The following is a 20,619-nucleotide window of genomic DNA, read 5'->3' as shown; positions in this document are numbered from 1 at the left end:
TAAATAGCATGACTGTTTAATGCTCAGGTTTTGTGATTAACATGATGCCGTCATATAATTACTCCACTTTCCATTCCCTACGCTGCTTGTGCTGCTGCCTGAATTTGGCATAATAGCCGTTTTGCAGCAGCAGATCATGAGGGCTTCCCTGCTCTATGACACTGCCGTTTTCCAGTACAACGATATGGTTGGCCGCCTGAATAGTGGCAGGGCGATGGGCAATGATGATGATGGTCCGGTTTTGGTCGCTGGAAATATTAGCAATGGCGTTGCTGATAGCCTGTTCGTTTTCCGGGTCAAGGGCTGATGCGGCCTCATCTATTAACACAATACGCGCCTTTTTCAAGAACGCCCTGGCGATGGATACCCGCTGGCGTTCGCCGCCTGATAATTGAAGTCCTCCTTCACCAACCTTGGTGTCCCAACCCTTGGGTAGCCTTTCGAGCATCTCATCGAGCTGCGCTGATGAAGCGGCCTCTTTTAATTCGGCCTCCGTCGCATCGGGTTTGGCTATCAACAGGTTTTCCCTGATGGAGGTGTCAAAAAGATAAACGTCCTGAAAAATAATGGCGATGTCATCTATCATCGTGTTGTAGTCCAATTCACGGATATCCACTTTTCCAATCTGAATATTTCCCTGATCTACATCGTAAAAACGTGCTATAAGCCTGATCAATGTCGTTTTTCCAGAACCCGACGCACCGATTAATGCCGTTGTACTGCCGTGGGGAAAAAGCAAGGAAACATTTTTAATGACGGGCTCGCGGTCGTATGTAAATGTTATATTGTTTAATCGGACGGATGTATCTCCGCTATTTTTGGTATGCCGCGGGTTGATGGGTAAGGTTGGAGTTTGCAGTATATCCTTTACACGGTTCATGCCGTTATCCATGGCCTGCAGCGCCCCGATCAATTCTGTCAGGTACGCCAACGGTTCTAAAAATCGGACGGCCAAAATAAATAGAATGATCGTTTGCGAAACGGTGAATGACCGGTCGATAAAGAACTGTGTTATAAGCAAAATGACTGCAATGAAGCCTACGGTAACAGTACCAATAAAACTGAGGAAAGGTATCTTGGCCCGCTGCAAACCCTTACGATAAACAGTGCGGTGCTTCGCGAGTGTTTGTTGCAACGACTTTGTTCCTTCCACGGCTTTCCCGGCTGCGCGAAGCACCGTTTGGGCCTGTCCTAACTCGATGGCCTTTCCTGCGATTTCAGTGGCCGCTCGCTCGAGCTTAATTTCCTCTTCAGCTGCTATTCTTGCACCCCAACGCAATACGAAAAGCGCCAAGGGCATAATAAATAGAAATAACAGTCCTATTTGCCAATTGACTAAAAAGGTGACAAGAATAATGGAAGCGGGCACCAATATGGCCACGATGGCAGGCGCTCCAATGGTTACTGCAAGTTGGGCAATTAAGCCTATATCTGCTGTAAGGGTACGGGCTAGCCTTGCTTTATTATCAGAGGTAAACCAACCTAACGGCAGTTGCGTAACATGGTTCATTACATTATTGCGTAACTGCGTTGCCAGCTTCATGGATGCGCCGAAACCGACAGGTGTTGCGATAACAGTCAATGTTAAATAACTTACGAAGGCAACAGCACCGATTATAAGCCAAAATTCTATATCATGAAAGGCAACTGATTCTTTTAGTAGGTAATTAAGTATCGGCACCAACACGCCCAATAAAACACCTTGCAATAGGGCAAGAATAACATGAAGTAATGTTAATTTGAGAAGGACCGATTTATCCGGAAATAGCCTATATAGCTTTCTTATCATTTTTTGTTGATTTGATATGTACACGAAACAGGGGTTTATTATTTAATCTGCTGGGCCTGCCACATGCTGAAATAGAGCGACCGATTATTGAGCAGCTGCTGATGGGTACCGTGCTCCACAATTTTACCTGTCTGCAGTACGATGATCTGATCGGCATTGGTAACTGTATATAAGCGATGGGCGATCATGATCACCGTTTTGTTCTTCACCAGCGAGCTGAGTGCCAGTTGAACCAGGATTTCATTGTCAGGGTCAAGCGAGGCGGTGGCCTCATCAAGAACTACAATAGGAGCGTTGGATAAAATTGCCCGGGCAATGGTCAGCCGCTGACGTTCTCCACCGGACAGGCCACTGCTAGCTGTTCCGAGAACGGTATCATACCCCTGAGGAAGCCGCTTGATTACCTCATGTATATATGCGGCCTTTGCAGCGCTGATAATGTCCTGCTCTGACGCCTTTGGATTGGCTACCCTAATATTTTCCCGAACGGTATCCCGCAACAACACGACGTCCTGAAAAACAAGCGACATGCTTCCTAGCAACTTCTCCGATGTCATTTGCCGGATATCAATCCCACCAATGGTAATATTGCCTTTTCCCACGTCGTAGAACCGAGGGATAAGATGAGCCAAGGTCGATTTTCCAGATCCGGACGGGCCTACCAGGGCGGTTACCGTACCTTGCGGGCAGCGAAAACTTATATCCTGCACAGCATATTGTTGGTTGGAGTACCCAAAAGAAACGTTATGAAAAGCAACGGCATATTCTTCGGGATCTTTGGGATAATTCCCTTCCGGTATAATATCCTGTGTAAGAATGTTTTCAATATTGGAAGCAGACAGCCGTCCTTTTCGTAATCCCTGAGAACCGTGAACGGCGGGCACCAATGAGGTTGGCAATCCGATTCCGACAATCAGGAAAGGTAAGAACTCTGCAACGGGCAGTATGCCGCGGTTAATCAATAAAATGCCTGCGATAACGATGACGCCCAACAGGGTTGCCTCTGATGCAAAAAGGCGGGCAATTGCGGAGCTATATTTTGTTTCAGACACCCACACTTGCATGGCCTTGGCATATTCTTTTATGGCCGCATCAAAGCGTGCCAATAATCGGCCCCCAACGCCAAATGTTTTTACCACTGTAATACCATCAGCATATTCGACCGCTGATGCGCTGATTTTGCCTTCAGCAACCAATAATCGGTTCATGTGGGTAGTTGCCGACCGCATCGCGATCTTGAAGCTGATATACATAACGGAGAGAACGGAAATGCTTAGAAGTGTCATCAGCGAGTTTACGGTCCACAGGTAGCTAACACCTACAAGAACCACCGTTAGCGCTCCTATCATCTCGCGGAGTGCATGCGCTATCAGCTGATGCATTTCTTCCAGATCGGTGGTCATCACTTTTTTAATAGCGCCTGAGCCGTTTTGCCTGAACCAGCCTAAGGGAATTGCTCCCAAACGTTGCACAAGCCGCACCCGAATATTGTACAATATTTCGGCGTCTGCGGTATGGCCCAATTGGGAGGAAAAGAACAAGAAGACCAGCCGAAGAGTTGCGCCGCATATGCCCACTGCGACCCATGACCATATAGATTGCCGGGAGACTTCTTCGAGTGAATAGATCATTCTAGCAATCTCGGCTATGGCGATATAGGGTGCTAAACCGACCGCAGACCCTACTAAAGCAAGCAGGCATCCGCCGATTACATATTTTCTAACGGGCCATAGTAAACGGTTAAGGGCCTTAGCTTGCATCAATTCAGTTGGTTTTCCTTTTGATGTTGAAGTTTCGGACTTGTTATTCTCACGTTGTTGCATGCGTTATTTATTTTGATTCTAAATAATGTACTTTTGTACCTGTATTTGGCTTTGCAAAGTTCCTTCGCATTATGGGGCGACCGGTAACGCGAAAGGAAGTATAAAAGCCGTAAGAAGAATTATTATGGGATACAGCATGCAATTGGAGTCGGAGACGGTTTATGTGAATACCGAATTTTTCAGTCCGCGTATATTGGAACATAGGCTTTCGTATGAAGATAATTCGCTATCGATGGAATTATCTGACATCTCTTTAAATGATTTTCATTTAATACGTGGCAGGCAGGCAGCCAACGAGGATATCAGCTTTGTCATCCACTTCGACACTTCGTTTTATGTCACCCATTTTGTGCTAGGTAATACCTTAAATGCATCAAAGCAGAATCCTTGGGCGTCTTCTCTAAACACCTATCGGCTATACTATCAAGACAGGGATCAATCGGAATCCGGATATATAGGTAAAAACCAGCAATATGATTTCTTTGAAATGGCTTTTCAGAAAAGCTTTTTAGACGGGCTCGTTGAAGAAGATGAGCTGCTTGCAGACAAGTTATTTAGCCGCTTTGGTAAGGAAGAATATAGAAGCGCTCCTGCTTCTCCTATAATCCCTGATATGTACAGTTGTCTTGGCGCTATGAACAGTAAGGTTTTTACTGGGCCGCTGCAACAGTTGTACCTAGAGACGAAAGCCCGTGAGCTTTTGTTGCTACAGATTCAGGCGCTAATGAAAACAGAAAGTGCAGTATCAACGTTAAAACCTGCGGATATTGACTGCCTGCATGAAGCAAAGCATTACATCGAGCGGAACTACCGAAGGCCTTGCTCCATTATTGATTTAGCCAAAATTGTCGGTATTAATCAAACCAAACTGAAACGCGGTTTTAAAGAGTTGTTCGGCACCACGGTATTCGGTTATGTGAGAGATTTGCAAATGGAAAGGGCTAAGCAGTTACTGCTGGAAGAAGGCCTTTATGTTAGCGAGGTGGCCGATCAGGTAGGATATAATCACCCTCAGCATTTTACAGTGGCGTTTAAGCGTAAATTCGGTGTATTGCCAAGCGAACTGAAAAATAGTTAGCTTTCATTCCATGAGACTGTTCTTAGCACGGGAGCCTCGTTTGAACTGCCAACAGTATTTTAAACAGAAAAGCCATGCACGTTGTTTAATGCATGGCTTAAATATGTATGAATAGATGTATTTGTCTATTTGATAGTTTTAATCTTTAGGCATTGTTTTTAAGAGCTCCCTTGCCGGTATTTCTTTGATTTCGCCTCCTACTTTAACAACAAGGCTTTCATTTCTTGTTGCTGACTCTTCCGCTAACTTCCTTAATGCTTTTCTGACACCGAAAAGAACCTTTTCTGAAAAGGTTGCGTTTTGTGGCTTTGTCATCGTATGCTTAGTTTCCATTGCTAGTCAACAATATTATATCCCAAAGTTCGTCATTAAAGACCACTTTTCCAAACTCATCACATTGGGCTATAATTTCGGGTTGCATATCCATATTGTCCAACACTAACCACTTGTCACAGTTTGGTATATATAAATGAATCAAATTTTTAATGCCTCTATAGTATCTTCTGTGAACAGTTTCGTCCGGAATATGGTGACCTCCTTTTGCAACTCGCATTGCTACACGTCTCACAGCTTGTTCCGGGGAATCTAACCAGAAAAACAAAAGGACAATTTGATACCCCTGTTTTTTTGCACCCTTAACTAAAGAAATATAGCTACGCGTCGCTAATGTAGTTTCAAAAGCAAAATCAGCCTTTTCGTCGATTAATTCTCGAATACGACTAAGCATAATACGCCCTGCTTCCAAAGCCACGCTTTCAGGATTGAACGGTGAAATTCCAGCGGCAATCATGTCTGCATTGACAAACTCTTTACAATCCAAAATTTCAGGTAAAACTGTAAAGCTGGCTGTTGTCTTTCCAGCTCCGTTACAGCCCGCTATAATGTAAAGATTCGGCATAAATTTATACATCATTTATTTATCCTTACAGATCGTTATATCACGCCTTAATGTGTCATGTTTTTTTAGATTGTACATTAATGTAAGCAGGATAAATTTGAAAAAATGTGTCCCAAATTTAACATTTTTAGTTAATAGCTATTTTTACTGTTAGAAGAAATTAAAAACATTGTTGTTTAAAAAGGATACCAGATTGGAGGCAGCATGTAAAGAGGCAACAAAAAGTGTTGCTTTAGCGATATCGTACTGGTTCCGGATAAACACGTATGAGTAGGCAAAAATGAATCCGGTAAAGACCATCACCATCGCATACACCCAATTATAATAGTGAGAAATACCAAATAAGATAGCGGATAATAGCACCAGCAATCTTCCCCTCAACTTAAACTCGTATCCTATTTCGATAACGGCCAGCTGGAAAATAAAGGTCTCTATCACCGGTGCAACGATAACTAGCATCATAAAAGCGAAGAAAATACTTTCATTTTCGATAGGATTGGATGTTAAGCTAGGGTCAATCATAGTCGCGATAAAAGCAGTGACGCCTGAAAAAGTCATTTCAGCAATAAGAAAAATGAAAAATAATTGGATATAGGATTTTGATTGCAGGTAGGATGTCAATTGAGATTGTATTTGGTAAGCTATTTTAATCATCGGTTTATTAGCTAATAAAGAAAAATAAGGAAAGACATGTTGATTTCACCATTCAGCGTAGAAATTTAGAAACGGTATTCTTAAATAAAAAAGTCATACATAGCAATTAAATTATTGACGTCTATAAACTTACAGTATTATTCTTAACGTTTTTTGCTCAATTCCGGAAATACTTCAAACTATTTCCGGAAACTTCGGCAGCCCCGAACAATCCTTTTATGCCATATTTCTTCACTGCCTCTATTCCATTCAGGTAGTGTACAGAACCTCCTGTTGCTTGTACCCTACTAAGGGACTCCTTAATATTCTTGCCATTAATGGTTAATACGTGGTGATTACCCAAGACGCCGACAAGGGTGTTTGCTGCCCATTTGTGATAGATGGCTATGCCTCTGTTATAGGTATATACGTTTGAGCCAGGTTCGATGTTTCCCTCAATCTTTATCCGGCCATTTAAAATAGTGTCTAATTTCCCATAGCGATAAATAAGCAAGCGTCTACTTTTTTCCTTTTTTGTCTCACTGTTGCTGACGTAATATAGGTTATCCGGTGTTAATGTCAGCAACGTATCACCTTTTAAACGGTAACTTAAGGATCCTAGAAATAGCGTATCATCTATTTCTCCAGTGGAATGAATGGCGTTAAGGCGCTTTGCCACCTCTTATCTCTACTGCGCCATACTGCCCGGCATCTCCGAATTTTTCCATCGCCTTTTCCCTACTGTATTCCACTATAGTGGATGCATGACTTACGCCAAGTGCGTATTTTCCTTCTTCCGGATGGAAAATGGAGTCGTTCAGGAGAATTAGTCGATCATTTGGCCGGACATACCCTTTGATTCCGCTGGAAACATTGTCAAAGAAATAATCCGGCAAATATCGTTTTCCGAAAGGAACTAGTGACCAGCCGCTTAAAGAAATAGATAAGACGACGAGAATTATTATGCCAAAGGCGATCAAAGATTTACGATGATTATTACGCATAATTTAGGGTTTAAGGAATTGTCCCAAATGAATTGATTCTCTAATATACAGATTTTAGCTAAATTAATGGAGGGTTAGCTTCTATCCTACTTGCATTACTGTCTATAAAATGATTTGAGAAAGTCATAATGGCCAGTATAAAGCTTTAAGCCATTCATTTTTTAAATCAGCGGATAACAGCGTATTCAGCTTGCTATAATCACCCAACCGAACCGGTGACAAAATAAGTTGCCAAATCTGTGTTAGAAAAACCAGTAAAACCGACTTGCCGTAGCATGGTTACCAATTGTCCGCGATGGTAAGTAGCGTGATTGTTGTGGTGTAAAACGGTTTGTGCAAACTCCATTTTCCATTCTTTCCCTCTTACCTTAAACGAAATTATCTGGGAATAATTTGCTTCGGGGTAATTCGCAATGAGATCTTGGTAATCGTCCATTGTTTTCTTCCAGATTTCAATCAGCTCGCTTTTTGTTCCCGTAAATCGAGCTGAAAGAAAAACCGGATTAGCTACATTTTTCCAAAAATCAATCCAAATCTTTTTAGCACTCACTAGGTGAATTGCTGTTTTTGCAATTGAATTAAAACTGCTTGCTATTTCTTTTTCCCATTGCTCATCGTTGATTTGTTCAAGCCATTTGATTACAGCGCTATCAGTCCAGTTGCTATAATTAGCAATTTCCAACAGATACTTTTTTGTCATTTTGTGTTGCGTTAAAGTGTAACGCAAAAGTAGAAGACTTGTATATGGCAGCGTTATCGCAGATCGTTCAATTGCTGTTGAGGAACAGCCATATTTTGCTGCTGAAATTGTTTAGGGCTTATGCCGTAAACCTGTTTGAACGATTTCGAAAAACTTGAATGATTTTCGTATCCAACTTTATAATATACTTCGCCAGGATTTTCGTTCTGTAACAACAGGGTCTTTGCCATTTCCATTTTTTGTTGCAGGAAGTATTGGCTTGGCACTACATGGTAGAGTTTTACAAATTTTCGCTTGAAAGTAGATACGCTCGTGTTGCACAAAAACGCCAATTCTTCTAAGGTGAGATTGTTGGTTATGTTTAATTCAACTGCTTTCCGTATTTCAAAGTCCGAGTATTTTTCTTGATTTTTTACTTGGAACGCAAGCATTTCGTTCGGGTATTTTTCAAGTAGATGCAACATTAATTCTTCAAATTTCAGTTCTATTATTTTTTCAGAAAAAGATGCGGGTTTTGATTGAATGAGCTTAAGTGAGGTGATGTAGGTTCTGATAAATTCGTCTTTCTCAAATACGACAAACGGCTGATTGGGCCTGTCGGGTTTTGATGGAATTTTGTCAATTATAGAAGCGTATTTAATAAAGAATGTGGCTAATGCCGTATTGTCAAAGAACAACATCAAGCTACGATAATGATTGTTTACCGGAAGTTTTTCGGTCATTAAACAATTACCGGAAGAAAGTATCGCAAATTGCTTGTCTGTAATAATGGTTTTGCTGTTGGCATAATACACTGCTTTCTCGCCTTGTTCTAATAACGAAATCAGATTTTGTGGAAGAAAGATTTTGTTTCTGGGCGCTTGCCGGTCTGAAACGTAATCGTGTATGCTCAATGTATCCATTTTAGATTGCTTATCCCTAGTCTAACGTCACTCCCTGCAAAAGAATACGTTGCTCCAAATTTAGTAAATGTTTTAATCGTCTTCTTTCTTTGCCGTGAAGAAAGAAGCAAAGAACCTCGCAGCGGCAAAATTTTCTACCACGTAACTGTTCTTGCTTAGCCTATAGCTACCGAAAATTTTGGAGGCTGCATTTTATGTTTATGATTGTTACTCCTTCGATCATCATACTCGAACCGAATCAGTCAATATCACCTGTAGTTCTTGCTTCCAAGTATTGTTGGTATAATATTTAGTGGAAATGCTTAATGCAGTCACCTTAGATCGCCCGTCATATCCTAGCGTCGCAATAGAAATACCTCAGTTCGAATTTAGTAGAATGTGTTTTAATCGTCTTCTTTCTTCGCCATGAAGATTAGAAAACTTCTTCTTATTTTCGGTACGTATCAAAGAAACTATCACATGGAAATTATGTTATACTTTTTTTACCGTGTGGTATAAGCGTTGACAATGATTTACCAAGATCGAATAAATTATATTAGAAGGCTATGATTAGTTTGTATACGCTTAACGGTGTTGATAGCGATAAACCTACACGAGTACTCAGATATAAATTGATTTGGTGCCAACAGGGTTCTGCCAGTATTGTTATTGACGCGCAACAGTTCTCGCTCACCGAAAATGAACTGGTTTCCATCACTTCTGGTCAGGTCCATTATTTTAAAGAAATAATAGGATGTATAAGAGTTTTAGAATTTACGCTGGACTTTATATGCAAGGATGAAAACGATATCGAACTAATTTTCCACAACGGCTTATTCTGCCATTTTGGAATGAATGAGGTAATATGCATTTATGAAACCGAAAAATTTGAAGGGTTACTGAACGCTATTGATATCGAACTAAGCACACAGCCTTATCAATACCATATTGCGCTTCGTACATACATCGAACTGTTAATCGTGGAAGTTAATCGAGCTAAAATTGCCCGTGGACATGAAATATGGAAGCCTAGCGCTCTGTTTTTATATTTTTTAGAGCTTGTGAGGAATAATTTTTCTCGAAATTACTCTTTGGTTGATATAGCTGCTATCCTCAATACAACAGAAACAAAGTTAAATGAACTAGCTAAACTTCATACCAGTAAAACCGCGCAAAACGTAATTTACAGCCTGGTTGTGTCTGAGGCGAAACGACTGCTTATTTATCAATCGCACCGTTCCATTAAGGAAATAGCTTTCGAGCTAGGTTTTAGCGATCCTTTCTATTTTTCTAACTTCTTTAAGAAACACACAACACTATCGCCAAAAGATTATAGAAAGGCCTATCTCCTCTAAATATTACATGTTTTTCCAAGCTTTGTCCATTTTATGGCTTCGCATCTATATGGATCTTTGTAAAGCATTAAAAACAAGTTATGGACACTAATATTAACAATTACATTGTTCAAAGCGAAGCCATTGAATGGATTCCTTTAATCGAGAATAATCATCATTACGAAGGCATATTTGTAAAGTCGCTTCGATACGACAAGCTAACAAAGCGATCTAAAACCATCCTTCTTAAATTCGAACCTGGTGCTGCTTATCCTTACCACAACCACCCGGCGGGAGAAGAGTTGTTTGTATTGAAGGGAGAAGCCATTATTGAGAAAACAAGACTCTCCGAGGGCTCTTATTTATATACACCCCCCAACTTCAAACATAGTGTGCATACAGAGCTGGGTTGCCTTCTCTTATTGGTAATCCCTGAAGAAGTGGAAATTTTATAAGCTCCCCCTATCATGATTAAAAAAAGAAGCCATGCTCGTTCTTGACTGCATGGCTTAAATAGGTGCAAATTCCTCACAACGGGCTATAACTTTAAGGCCGCCTATTCATATTGGTATTTTGCTTAAGCATTGAACCTGCCGTTTAACTTTCATGGAATTATTACATCATTTCTATCAAATTTATTAAAATAAAATCATAACTTTAATCATATATGAAAACCTAATTTATGAAACAGTTGCTAAAAGCATTTATTGGAGCTGTAGTGCCTTTTTTCCTGCATCTTTGCTCCTTTGGACAGCCCACAGAAAATCTTAATTACGATTCGTTATCTAAAGATCTGCTTACCATTACGATGCAAAAACTGCGTGGTGAAGGTCCACGAGGCAATCTTTTTGTCACTACAGGATCCAAAGAAAATGACCCTCCTGAGCTAAAGTCGTTGATCCCTGAAGTTAGAGGAATACCTGATAAGTTAAAGAGGACATCGGAATACTTTATACTGCTCAATTATTTCCAGTTTCATTTTCAGGGATATACAGCGGGCAAGATAAGTAAGGAATTTTTTATAGAACACGCGACCAACGCTAAGTTGGACTTGAATGACACCTTGTTACTTTCCCGGAAACCTATACGCTGTGGCGTTCAGGTATTGACGGGCTTGAATAGCCAGGATGAGCCCGTAATAGTTGTGGATGTTAACGGAAACAATGATTTTTCGGATGAACCGATCAGACCACTACTGCCAACCGCAACCGCTGCTACGGGAGGAATCCCCATCCCTATACCGGTAGATTTTTCCGAAAAGGGAAAAATAGTGAAGGATACAATGGATATTATCTTCTCAAGTATTGCCAAGGATGATTCGGGGAACCCCCTCCTATCACTCGCCTATCCTCAATTTTTCTTTCGTAAAATCTCCGTGAAGGGGACTCCTTATTATATCTGCTCCCAGGTATTTCCAGGAGAACGTCAAAAAACTATTTATATTATCCCTGAAAGACCTTACTTTGCGGGTCTGCCGCGCGATAAAGCCTATAATATCGGTGACAAAATCAACTTGAGGGGGGCCGAGCTTACCTATAAAGGTAGTATGGGGGATGGCAGGCTCATCCGACTGGGAGGTAGCAACATAGCATCTATTCTTCGTTTAGATTCAACCTGGTTTAATTATGATGATGAGCCCTTTCCTGACATACATAGTACGCGAATCAGAAACCAGGTCGGCTATCAGGCACCTTCGATAGATGGGACGAACGTCGTTGATAGCAAAAAGATATCGAGCGATAGCCTGCGTGGAAAATGGTTATACGTTGATTTTTGGAGCACCACTTGTGCCCCTTGCATTGCTGAACTTCCCAACCTGAAGGCGATATACGAAAACATGGATCGAAGCAAAATCGAATTTATCGGCGTGGTGGAAGAATATGGCGAAGGTAGTGTCGATCGACTAATGCAGGAGCATAAAATCCCCTGGCCAACGCTTAAAACAGGATCGGGTACCAAAACGGATGGTTATGAAATTTATTCGTATCCGACAACGGTTTTAATAAATCCCGAGGGCCGCATTGTCCGTAAAGATATACGCAGCGACGAGCTAAGTGCCATTTTGGAGAACCTTGATACGCTTAATAGCAGGTAATGCAGAGGGTAAAAGGGAATACAAGCCTGTTGATCTAGAGTTGTTGTCAAATCAGCTTACCAAAGAAGCGAAAATAAAGTTAAAAAAAAAATAACACACTAACAAACAGAACAAAATAAAACTACAATTGTAGTTTTAAAATTACAAAAATAGTTTTATACTTGTAGTATGAAACGACTCAGCGAAAAAGAAGAAGCTTTGATGCAGATTATATGGCGGCTAAAGAAAGCCTTCGCTAAAGAAGTACGGGAGGAATTACCGCCTCCAAGACCTCACATCAATACCGTTGCTACCACTTTGAGACGATTAGCAGACAAAGGCTACTTAAAAATTGAGGATTTTGGATCTACTTATCGCTATGTGCCGGCAATAAGCAAAAGGATGTATACTAATAAATTTTTAAAGCCTCTTTTGGCAAGTTTCTTCGGCAGTTCAATTAAAAATGCCGTTAGTTTCTTTGCGGAGGAGGAGGAAATATCTTTGGAGGAATTAAAGGAAATAGTGGAGATAATCGAAAAGAAAAAGGGAGGATAAATGGAAGCGCTAGCAAGCTATTTGTTAAAAGTAAATATTATTCTTTCCGGATTATATTTTTTCTACTATACCATGTGTCGCTCGCGCAAGCTGCTTATTTACAATCGTATTTTTTTACTTGGCACCATTTTTTCATGTGTCATACTCCCGTTGGTTCCTTTTACCAAAGATATCGAAATTTCAGATCGTATTCCCTCGCTCTTTGACTTAAGCAGCGTCGCTACAAGTTCTACCCAAATGCTAACCGCGGGGGTATTGGAATCAAAAGAAATATCTAGGCTATTTGCCTCTCCCCTAATGTCCAACGATTTATCGCCATCTTCCATCCTTCTTGGCATATACTTATCGGTAATGCTGGGATTGACTATCCGATTAATTTGGCAACTTTTACAGGTCCGGAGAATCATCAAAGAAAGTAATAAGCATCGGGCAGCCGGTATTGTTTATTGTCATGTTAAAGAAGAAATGGCCCCTTGTTCTTTTTTCAGCTACATTCTCATTGGTAAAAGACAACGATACAGGGATGAGTATGTGCAAATTTTAAAGCATGAAGAGGCCCATTGCAAGCAGTGGCACAGCATAGATACGTTGCTTGTCGAGTGTTTGCATATCGCTTTGTGGATTAACCCGTTTATGCTCGGCTTTAAGAAATCTTTGAAACTCAATCTTGAATGTTTAGCCGATGAGGCTGTTCTGGCATCGGGAATACCTCCAAAAAAATATCAGTATCAGCTTCTGGCAAATGTATCAAAAGTTGCACCACTCCACCTTATGAACTCGCTTCATTCTTCTAAGCTAAAGCGACGCATCCTAATGATGAATATGGAACCATCTGATAAAATCCACCTGATCAAACACTTGATTGCCATCCCGTTTCTTTTTTGCTTGTATTTTACAATACAACTAGTTGATGGATCGAATCGATATTCTGATCATGATGTTCTCAATAAACTCTACGATAAACTGACCGGTTATTATCAATATGTAGACGCTAAACATGTACTTATCCATATCATGAACCGAGATGGCAAATTAACCTTGGAACAATTGTGGGACAACCGTACAATTTCCTTTGAACAGCAACGGGATCTTAATTTTTATAATGCCGGCGAACAGTTTCCTCTCAAGTTTATAGAATCGGCCGACGGCGAGGTTTCTAAGGTATTAGCTTTTGAAAAGGATATATGGAATAAGGTAGACGACTATAAATCCGTTGCCAAACAGGAGGTAACGCTTCCGCTGGAAAGCCTAAAACAATTAGAAGGATATTATCAATATCAAGGCGGAGATAGAAAGCTTAAAATCACGGTCGCTAAAAATGAGATTATACTGCATGAATTTTGGACGGGGAATGATATCACTTTATCTCCTGAATCGAGTACGCTTTTTTTCTCGAAACGTGGAAATTTTCCTTTAGAATTTATTCGCAATGAACAAGGAAGCGTAGTCAAAGCGATTGCATTTCATAAAGACATATGGCATAAAATTAAAAGCAAACCATAATAAAATGTACGGAAGGCAACCTATAGCGTTCTCAAAACCATCAACATGAAGAAATACTATTTAATAACTATTCTGAATTCCTTATTAATATTTATAGGAAGCAGAACCATGGGACAAGAACAAGCTACACAAATTGATGTTGCAAGGCTAATTGATTCGATAAGCTTAACCTTGAAAAATCATTATGTTTTTCCCGAAAAAGCGGCTATAATCGAACAGCATCTGAAGAAACAGTTTAGTGCCAAAGCTTATGAAGGAATTACGGATCCGAAGAAGCTGCTTACCATCCTGAATAATGATATACGTCTGGTGCATATCGACCTTCATATGGGAATGGATTATGATCCACAATTTGCAAATCTGACGCAGGGGGAGATGAAACCTAGCAAAGACGAAATAGCTCAGTATGAATTGTTTGAAAAAGATCTGAATTATCGGTTAAAAAAAGCGGAGATACTGACCGGCAATATTGGCTACCTGCTTTGCAATGGTTTTACGGGGGACGTCGAGAGGGCCAAGTCGATAGTTTCGTCTGCACTTCAATTTCTTGCCAATACCCGTGCAATTATTATCGATCTGCGGTGGAATGGCGGTGGTGATCCTAAAATGGTCAGTTACGTGGAGAGTTTTTTCTTTAATGAGAAAAAACTTATAAATACGATTATTGACCATTCCGGTAAGGACACCATCAATTATTATGCAGATCCTGCTAATGCAAATGGTTTAACTTTAACTATGCCCGTCTATATATTAACAAGCAAGCTTACTTTCTCTGGTGCGGAAGATTTCAGTTATGGTATGCAAAGTGTGAACCGAGCGATCGTCGTTGGGGAAACGACAGGTGGCGGTGCCCATCCGAGAAAATTATTTTTGATTGGGCAAGGTGTTCGCATGAGCATCCCCTTTGCCCGATCGTGGAACCCATATACCAAAACCAATTGGGAAGGAACCGGCGTAAAACCGGATATACCTGTCCCAGCCGACCAAGCGTTACTCACCGCTCGAAAGGCTATTTTAGAGCATTTGATAAAGGAAACAAACAGCGAAGAAGAAAAAAAACGCTTAAACTGGGCGTTGAACACGCTGATTGCAGAAGAGAAACCGCCTATACCGAACAGTTTGGACAAATTGTTCCCCAGCACCTATACGGGCGGGTTGCATTTTTATAAAGAAGCGGGTAAACTATGGTGTAAAAACGATGAACTGGGTGGTAACCTATTTCAATTGGCATTCATTAAAGATCATCTTTTTGTATTGGATGAAAATGCACAGGTTCGGTTCGATGTAGATGAAACTGGAAAACCATCTCGTATTTTTTTACTTTTTCAGAATGGCCGTATTGTTGAAAAACCATTAATCAACTAATAATGCAAGCTTAGATGAAAACACTGTATCTTTTTAGGGTTAGGTTAATATACGGTATCAGAAGCCTTTTTATTTACATCTTTTTAACATCGGCGCTTTTTTTTACAAATCTTGGTGCAAAAGGACAAAATAAATTTATTGATTCTCGAAGCAGCCAAGACACACTGACTATTTACGTAGGAGAATATGCCGTCTCACCTAATTTCATACTAACTTTCAAGGTTATCAACGGTGAACTAGCGGTTACTCCTCCCGGGCAAAAGCCAATCCCCATTGTCCCAATCAGTAACCACACTTTTGCGGATAAGAATGATAAAAATGTACAAATGATGTTTGTGCTAGACGGAAATGGATCAGTCGAGAAAGTAATTCTTAATCAACACGGAGAAAAATTAGAAGCGCGTCGGGTTCATACTAAAGACCTTTTTAATCCAGATAAATTGTACTCCGTAGAGCAGCTCAAGACGGATCTTAAGTTTATGAAGGATGCTTTAATCCAGAATCATCCGCGGCCTTTTGAGTTTGTATCGAAAGAAACTTTTGAAGACTGTTATGACAGCCTACTGGCCTCAATAAATCAGCCGATGAACGAAATAGCCTTTCGTTATCTGCTCCTGCCTTTGGTAGCGAAAATACATTGCGGGCATACGAAACTTGATCCCTCCATCCAATTTCAACAATCAAAGCCAAATAACTTCCCCCCTTTTGTTCTCTATTATGAAGGACATCGCGCCTTCATAAGATATAGTGCCAATAAAGATTTACCCGTTGGCGTTGAAGTAAAATCGATCAATGGGGTTCCCATATCTCAACGTATTCAAAACCTGTTGACCCGTGTCAGTGGCGACGGCATACACCTCAACGTTCAATATTATTTGATCAATCAGCCGATGAGCTGGTTTATTCGTGAAACGCCCTATTGGTACAATATCGAACGGTATGACCTTTCTTTACTGGATTCGACAGGCAAGCAACGCAACTTGAGCCTCACTGCAATAGATGAAGCGACGTTCAGAGAAAACATTCCTCCTCCTACGCCGAGGCGTCATCAACTTAATATCGTGGACGGTAAAGAAACAGCTATACTTAGCTATCCAACCTTGGATTTTCCGGACACAAGTATTAGGAACCGGTTTTTAGCGGAAACCTTCGAGAACCTTAAAACTAAAGGGATCAAACAATTAGTTATTGATTTGCGCGGCAATGGTGGAGGTAGCCCACACAATGCAGCTTTTTTCTTAAAATACTTAATTCCACATGAATTCAGCTACTCTGACATGGTCCCCTTACCTGAGTTAGATAGTCTTAAAACGCCGATTCGCCCAGCTAAAAACCATTTTGAAGGAAACATATATCTATTAATAGATGGCGGTTGCTATTCGTCCACAGGGCATCTTCTATCATTATTGCGATATCACAAGATTGGTATCTTCGTGGGAGAAACAACTTCTGCCTCCTACTCCTGCAACACAAACGGCATTTCTTACTTGCTCCCCAATACCAAGCTTGCTTTATTTTGCCCCAAATACATCTATGAAACAGCTGTCAATGGATTCGAAAGAGCTGACGGTATTTCTCCGGATTATGAGATAAAACAAAGTTTTAAGGATGTGCTTTCGGCGAACGATCAGATGATGGAATATGCAATATCTATTGTTGAGAACGACATTCAATAGTTGCATTGTTTGAGTATAAAATGCTGTTGGGCACCTAATCTATTCATTTCCTATTTGATCGTAAAAGGGTTAAAACATAAAAATGAGCCGGATGGTTTGGAACCTGCGGAAACGATCAATCGTTAACCTGCAATTCGTTTCCAACAAGCGCTAATGCAATACGAAATGCATTAATTCTACGCATCATTAAGGTATGTTGAGCCGAATTTTCTCTTAATTTGAGTATGGCTTTTTCGCATTTGCCAAGTGTTGAATTTAAAGCCTCTAGCGCCTCTTCTAGTTAGCCTTTGGAATATTTTGTCATATGAACAAAGTTACCATTAACTTATAAACTCCTATAATCTGAATATATAAAAAAATTCAACCGCTCCTGACATACAGTTGTCATAAGGCTAACTTATTTTTGAAATGTACAATTAAAGAAGACAGCATGAATCTAGTATCAATCCGAATTATAACGGCCAATATAAATGGCTTAATCGCATTTTATGAACAAGTGACCCAAAGTTCCGTTGTGCATTACACGCCTGATTTTGTGGAGTTGAAAACAAAAACGGTAACCTTAGCGATAGGAAGTACTCGAACACTGCAATTTTTCGGTGGCGATTCTGTTGCCCACGCCGCCACAAACCGTAGTGTGATCATAGAATTTAGGGTTGAAGATGTAGATCGTGATTATGAAAGATTGGCGGATCTTTTACAGCCCTATCTTGTTCAAAAACCTACGCTAATGCCTTGGGGAAATAAATCATTATTATTCCGTGACCCTGACGGTAATTTGGTCAATTTGTTTACACCGGTAAAGAAATAAGGAGTCAATTACCAAAATTATTCTGCCCTCAACGACTTTGTGGGATTCATCCAGGCCGCTTTCAATGACTGAAAAGCCACCGTTAGCAAAGCGATCATAAGGGCAAATATACCTGCTAAGGCAAATATCCACCAATCCAGGTCAACCCGATATGCAAAATTCTCTAGCCAGCGATTCATAAAATACCAGGCCAAGGGTACGGCGATAATAAAACCGACAAGTACGAGTTTAATGTAATCTTTGCTCAACAGCCTTACGATACCTGGAATACTCGCACCCAGCACTTTCCTTATTCCGATCTCCTTCATGCGTTGTTGTGTAGAATAGGCTGCCAATCCGAATAGTCCCAAAGAGGCGATCAAAACGGCAAGTAGGGTAAATGAGGTGAATAGTTCCCCAAGTCTGATGTCATTCTTATATAATTTATTAAAATTATCATCGATAAACTGATAATCAAACGGATATGGGGTAACATTCTTAATCACCCGCTCAAACTTCGCAATAGTCTCCTGCAAATTCTCCGATCGGATCTTAGCAGAAATATATCCTGAAGGTCCTTGATCTAGTGTCAGTACAAGTAGTCCGAGTGGTTGGTGTATGGAATTGAAATGAAAATCTTTCACCACCCCCACAATTCGCCTTTGACCACGCCCATCGGAGTAATTAAACTCCTTACCAATAGCTTCTTTTGGTGTCCAACCCAAGGCCTTAGCAACAGATTCATTTATAAGTGCAATGGGAGCACCAAGTGTGTCTGTCCCGAATTGACGCGAAAACCCTCGTCCAGCAACAAGTGGTATCCCATAAACATCGAGAAAATCATAATCTATACCAGTGGTTTGGGTTGGCAATAGTTTGTCATCACTACCTTCCCAACCAGACATGCTTTGACTGGTAATCACATCCGTGGGTAAGTATAACGAATAGCTCATTGCAACCACATGAGGATCGTGCAACAACGTTTCACGAATAGTGGAGTAGCGTTGACTCAAGTTAGCATCACTGACTTTTATGGTAAGGATATGCTCCCGATCGTATCCAAGCTCTTTATGCTGGACAAATTGCATCTGTCTATATATAATGAAACTCCCTGCCAGCAAAGCGATAGAAACAGCATATTGTCCGACAGTTAATACGCGTTGTAATGTAAAACGACTAGCGGGCACTGTATTCTTGCCCTTGAGTATAGTAACGGGTTTAAGCCTGCTCATCAGCAAGGCCGGATAGCTACCTGAAATCAGGCTTACTAGCACAACAAGCGTTAATAGCGCTGGCAACAGCATGGGATTACTTAAATAATCTATATGAATGGGGCGCTCCATTAACCGGCTAAATGAAGGCAACAGTAGGTGTACCATCGCTAATGCCAGCAGAAGTGCTAGCAAAGTCATGATTACAGATTCACCCAAAAATTGTCGGATAAGTTGCCATCGCCGCGCCCCCGCTACTTTTCGTACACCAACTTCCTGAGCACGTTGGATAGACCGAGCTACCGCTATGTTGGTATAATTGGCACAAGCGAGTAGTAGCACAATGAAACCGATTGCTAAAAAAAGGTATACGTATCTTTGACTTCCCCCCTTCTCAAAGGGAAATGTTTTCAGATGTTGCGATTTGAGATGAATGTCTCGCAGGGGTTGGAATAAAAAAGCCATACGATCTTCCGGTCTCCAATCAGCCAAGTTTCTGTCAATGTAAGCACGCATTTTTTCCTCTACCCTATGGGTATCCACTCCTGATGCTAAAACCACATAGGTATACAAACCGTTATTGTACCAAGGTTCTCTGGCGATACAATCTCGATAGTACTGATCAGATAATGCAGGGAGAATATAGCTGAAGGCTAGATGCGAGGTTTCAGGTACATCAGCCATAATACCCGTAACAATATGCGGTTGTTGGTTTTGGTATGTCAACGTTTGACCAATAGGGTTTTGCTCACCAAATATTTTTCGAGCAAAAGAGGCGGTAAGCACAATGCTATTGGGACTTTCAAGAGCTGTTGCCGCATCGCCCTGTAGAAACGGAAAGGTAAATATTTTTAGGAAATTAGTATCAGCAAGAATTCCTTCCTCCGTAAAGCGTTTGTCACCTAAACTGATCAGTGGATTAAAGGTTGGAAACACCGAAGTCGCGCTCGTAACTTCCGAAAGTTCTTTCTTGAGGGTAGAAGCTAATGCGGGTGATGTAGCAGCCCAATGATCCGCTCCTTTAGAATCTGGACGCCGCTGTATAACGCGATATAGCTGATCACTATTTTTATGAAATCGATCATACGATAATTCATGTTGCACAAAAATCAATATGAGGATAAAACAGGCTAGTCCTGAAGCGAGGCCAAATATATTGATAAACGAATAAACCGGATTCTTGCGGAGGTTTCGCAGTGCAATCTTAATATAATTTCTTATCATAAGACAGAAGCTTTATCCTGAGAAAACAAGAACACTGCCATATGCATTAAATCTCTTCTAAGTCGTGCCATCCGCACTTTG

19 protein-coding genes are annotated in these 20,619 nt (G+C 40.8%); 9 read left to right on the top strand and 10 right to left on the bottom strand.

Annotation, left to right across the window (positions count from 1 at the left end):
- Positions 1-58: 58 nt before the first annotated feature.
- Together M1D52_RS09230 and M1D52_RS09225 are read right to left on the bottom strand one after the other, a co-directional pair.
- On the bottom strand, positions 59-1,789 hold the full coding sequence (locus M1D52_RS09230; RefSeq protein ID WP_437392303.1) for an ABC transporter ATP-binding protein: 1,731 nt from the start codon (positions 1,787-1,789) through the stop codon (positions 59-61).
- 38 nt (positions 1,790-1,827) lie between these two features.
- The gene (locus M1D52_RS09225; RefSeq protein WP_377610783.1) at positions 1,828-3,612 is read right to left on the bottom strand and encodes an ABC transporter ATP-binding protein; all 1,785 of its coding nucleotides are present in this window, start codon (positions 3,610-3,612) and stop codon (positions 1,828-1,830) included.
- A 25-nt stretch (positions 3,613-3,637) separates the two neighbouring features.
- Between M1D52_RS09225 and M1D52_RS09220 the strand changes: the two genes are divergently transcribed.
- Positions 3,638-4,690 carry a helix-turn-helix transcriptional regulator gene (locus M1D52_RS09220; RefSeq protein WP_437392302.1) on the top strand — a complete coding sequence of 351 codons (1,053 nt, stop codon included), beginning with the start codon at positions 3,638-3,640 and terminating at the stop codon, positions 4,688-4,690.
- 138 nt (positions 4,691-4,828) lie between these two features.
- Here M1D52_RS09220 and M1D52_RS09215 read toward each other — a convergent pair whose 3' ends face one another.
- From M1D52_RS09215 to M1D52_RS09185, 7 genes are all read right to left on the bottom strand, one after another.
- Positions 4,829-5,005 carry a hypothetical protein gene (locus tag M1D52_RS09215; protein ID WP_437363890.1) on the bottom strand — a complete coding sequence of 59 codons (177 nt, stop codon included), beginning with the start codon at positions 5,003-5,005 and terminating at the stop codon, positions 4,829-4,831.
- 7 nt (positions 5,006-5,012) lie between these two features.
- On the bottom strand, positions 5,013-5,603 hold the full coding sequence (locus M1D52_RS09210) for a zeta toxin family protein (protein ID WP_437392301.1): 591 nt from the start codon (positions 5,601-5,603) through the stop codon (positions 5,013-5,015).
- A 135-nt stretch (positions 5,604-5,738) separates the two neighbouring features.
- Positions 5,739-6,242, bottom strand: coding sequence for a CPBP family glutamic-type intramembrane protease (locus M1D52_RS09205; protein WP_377610788.1), 504 nt, complete (start codon positions 6,240-6,242; stop codon positions 5,739-5,741).
- A 157-nt stretch (positions 6,243-6,399) separates the two neighbouring features.
- Complete coding sequence (locus M1D52_RS09200; protein ID WP_437392299.1) at positions 6,400-6,900, bottom strand: hypothetical protein; 501 nt, start codon at positions 6,898-6,900, stop codon at positions 6,400-6,402.
- On the bottom strand, positions 6,884-7,225 hold the full coding sequence (locus M1D52_RS09195; protein ID WP_437392297.1) for a hypothetical protein: 342 nt from the start codon (positions 7,223-7,225) through the stop codon (positions 6,884-6,886). Before M1D52_RS09195 ends, M1D52_RS09200 begins: the two co-directional genes overlap by 17 nt.
- A gap of 199 nt (positions 7,226-7,424) precedes the next feature.
- Positions 7,425-7,925, bottom strand: coding sequence for a DinB family protein (locus tag M1D52_RS09190; RefSeq protein WP_437392296.1), 501 nt, complete (start codon positions 7,923-7,925; stop codon positions 7,425-7,427).
- A gap of 53 nt (positions 7,926-7,978) precedes the next feature.
- Positions 7,979-8,827: a helix-turn-helix domain-containing protein gene (locus M1D52_RS09185; protein ID WP_437392294.1), complete on the bottom strand. Its 849-nt coding sequence runs from the start codon at positions 8,825-8,827 to the stop codon at positions 7,979-7,981.
- A gap of 545 nt (positions 8,828-9,372) precedes the next feature.
- On the opposite strand from M1D52_RS09185, the gene M1D52_RS09180 reads away from it, so the two are divergent.
- From M1D52_RS09180 to M1D52_RS09145, 8 genes are all read left to right on the top strand, one after another.
- Entirely contained in the window at positions 9,373-10,161 is a 789-nt protein-coding gene (locus M1D52_RS09180) for an AraC family transcriptional regulator (protein WP_437392293.1), read from the top strand.
- Positions 10,162-10,241: 80 nt separating this feature from the next.
- Positions 10,242-10,595: a cupin domain-containing protein gene (locus M1D52_RS09175; protein ID WP_013667672.1), complete on the top strand. Its 354-nt coding sequence runs from the start codon at positions 10,242-10,244 to the stop codon at positions 10,593-10,595.
- A gap of 227 nt (positions 10,596-10,822) precedes the next feature.
- A complete protein-coding gene (locus M1D52_RS09170) occupies positions 10,823-12,235 on the top strand; it encodes a TlpA family protein disulfide reductase (protein WP_437392292.1) in 1,413 nt (470 codons plus the stop codon).
- A 168-nt stretch (positions 12,236-12,403) separates the two neighbouring features.
- Positions 12,404-12,769 carry a BlaI/MecI/CopY family transcriptional regulator gene (locus tag M1D52_RS09165; RefSeq protein WP_437392291.1) on the top strand — a complete coding sequence of 122 codons (366 nt, stop codon included), beginning with the start codon at positions 12,404-12,406 and terminating at the stop codon, positions 12,767-12,769.
- Positions 12,770-14,272 carry a M56 family metallopeptidase gene (locus M1D52_RS09160; protein WP_437392289.1) on the top strand — a complete coding sequence of 501 codons (1,503 nt, stop codon included), beginning with the start codon at positions 12,770-12,772 and terminating at the stop codon, positions 14,270-14,272. It begins immediately after the preceding gene.
- A gap of 45 nt (positions 14,273-14,317) precedes the next feature.
- Complete coding sequence (locus M1D52_RS09155; protein ID WP_437392288.1) at positions 14,318-15,637, top strand: S41 family peptidase; 1,320 nt, start codon at positions 14,318-14,320, stop codon at positions 15,635-15,637.
- Positions 15,638-15,651: 14 nt separating this feature from the next.
- Positions 15,652-17,313, top strand: coding sequence for a S41 family peptidase (locus M1D52_RS09150; protein WP_437392287.1), 1,662 nt, complete (start codon positions 15,652-15,654; stop codon positions 17,311-17,313).
- A gap of 430 nt (positions 17,314-17,743) precedes the next feature.
- A complete protein-coding gene (locus M1D52_RS09145; protein ID WP_437392286.1) occupies positions 17,744-18,124 on the top strand; it encodes a VOC family protein in 381 nt (126 codons plus the stop codon).
- A gap of 17 nt (positions 18,125-18,141) precedes the next feature.
- Here the strand turns inward: M1D52_RS09145 and M1D52_RS09140 are convergent, their stop codons facing one another.
- The gene (locus tag M1D52_RS09140) at positions 18,142-20,538 is read right to left on the bottom strand and encodes an ABC transporter permease (protein ID WP_437392285.1); all 2,397 of its coding nucleotides are present in this window, start codon (positions 20,536-20,538) and stop codon (positions 18,142-18,144) included.
- Positions 20,539-20,619: the final 81 nt, after the last annotated feature.

The organism is Olivibacter sp. SA151, from assembly GCF_054130995.1.
This window is presented reverse-complemented; position numbering and strand designations above follow the sequence as displayed.

Bases quoted from the DNA above. Each gene is read 5' to 3' on its own strand.
- M1D52_RS09220 (WP_437392302.1), top strand. From the start codon at position 3,638: ATGTACTTTTGTACCTGTATTTGGCTTTGCAAAGTTCCTTCGCATTAT.
- M1D52_RS09150 (WP_437392287.1), top strand. From the start codon at position 15,652: ATGAAAACACTGTATCTTTTTAGGGTTAGGTTAATATACGGTATCAGA.
- M1D52_RS09170 (WP_437392292.1), top strand. From the start codon at position 10,823: ATGAAACAGTTGCTAAAAGCATTTATTGGAGCTGTAGTGCCTTTTTTC.
- M1D52_RS09145 (WP_437392286.1), top strand. From the start codon at position 17,744: ATGAATCTAGTATCAATCCGAATTATAACGGCCAATATAAATGGCTTA.
- M1D52_RS09140 (WP_437392285.1), bottom strand. From the start codon at position 20,538: ATGATAAGAAATTATATTAAGATTGCACTGCGAAACCTCCGCAAGAAT.
- M1D52_RS09180 (WP_437392293.1), top strand. From the start codon at position 9,373: ATGATTAGTTTGTATACGCTTAACGGTGTTGATAGCGATAAACCTACA.
- M1D52_RS09230 (WP_437392303.1), bottom strand. From the start codon at position 1,789: ATGATAAGAAAGCTATATAGGCTATTTCCGGATAAATCGGTCCTTCTC.
- M1D52_RS09210 (WP_437392301.1), bottom strand. From the start codon at position 5,603: ATGATGTATAAATTTATGCCGAATCTTTACATTATAGCGGGCTGTAAC.
- M1D52_RS09185 (WP_437392294.1), bottom strand. From the start codon at position 8,827: ATGGATACATTGAGCATACACGATTACGTTTCAGACCGGCAAGCGCCC.
- M1D52_RS09160 (WP_437392289.1), top strand. From the start codon at position 12,770: ATGGAAGCGCTAGCAAGCTATTTGTTAAAAGTAAATATTATTCTTTCC.
- M1D52_RS09155 (WP_437392288.1), top strand. From the start codon at position 14,318: ATGAAGAAATACTATTTAATAACTATTCTGAATTCCTTATTAATATTT.
- M1D52_RS09195 (WP_437392297.1), bottom strand. From the start codon at position 7,225: ATGCGTAATAATCATCGTAAATCTTTGATCGCCTTTGGCATAATAATT.
- M1D52_RS09225 (WP_377610783.1), bottom strand. From the start codon at position 3,612: ATGCAACAACGTGAGAATAACAAGTCCGAAACTTCAACATCAAAAGGA.
- M1D52_RS09215 (WP_437363890.1), bottom strand. From the start codon at position 5,005: ATGACAAAGCCACAAAACGCAACCTTTTCAGAAAAGGTTCTTTTCGGT.
- M1D52_RS09205 (WP_377610788.1), bottom strand. From the start codon at position 6,242: ATGATTAAAATAGCTTACCAAATACAATCTCAATTGACATCCTACCTG.
- M1D52_RS09165 (WP_437392291.1), top strand. From the start codon at position 12,404: ATGAAACGACTCAGCGAAAAAGAAGAAGCTTTGATGCAGATTATATGG.
- M1D52_RS09175 (WP_013667672.1), top strand. From the start codon at position 10,242: ATGGACACTAATATTAACAATTACATTGTTCAAAGCGAAGCCATTGAA.
- M1D52_RS09190 (WP_437392296.1), bottom strand. From the start codon at position 7,925: ATGACAAAAAAGTATCTGTTGGAAATTGCTAATTATAGCAACTGGACT.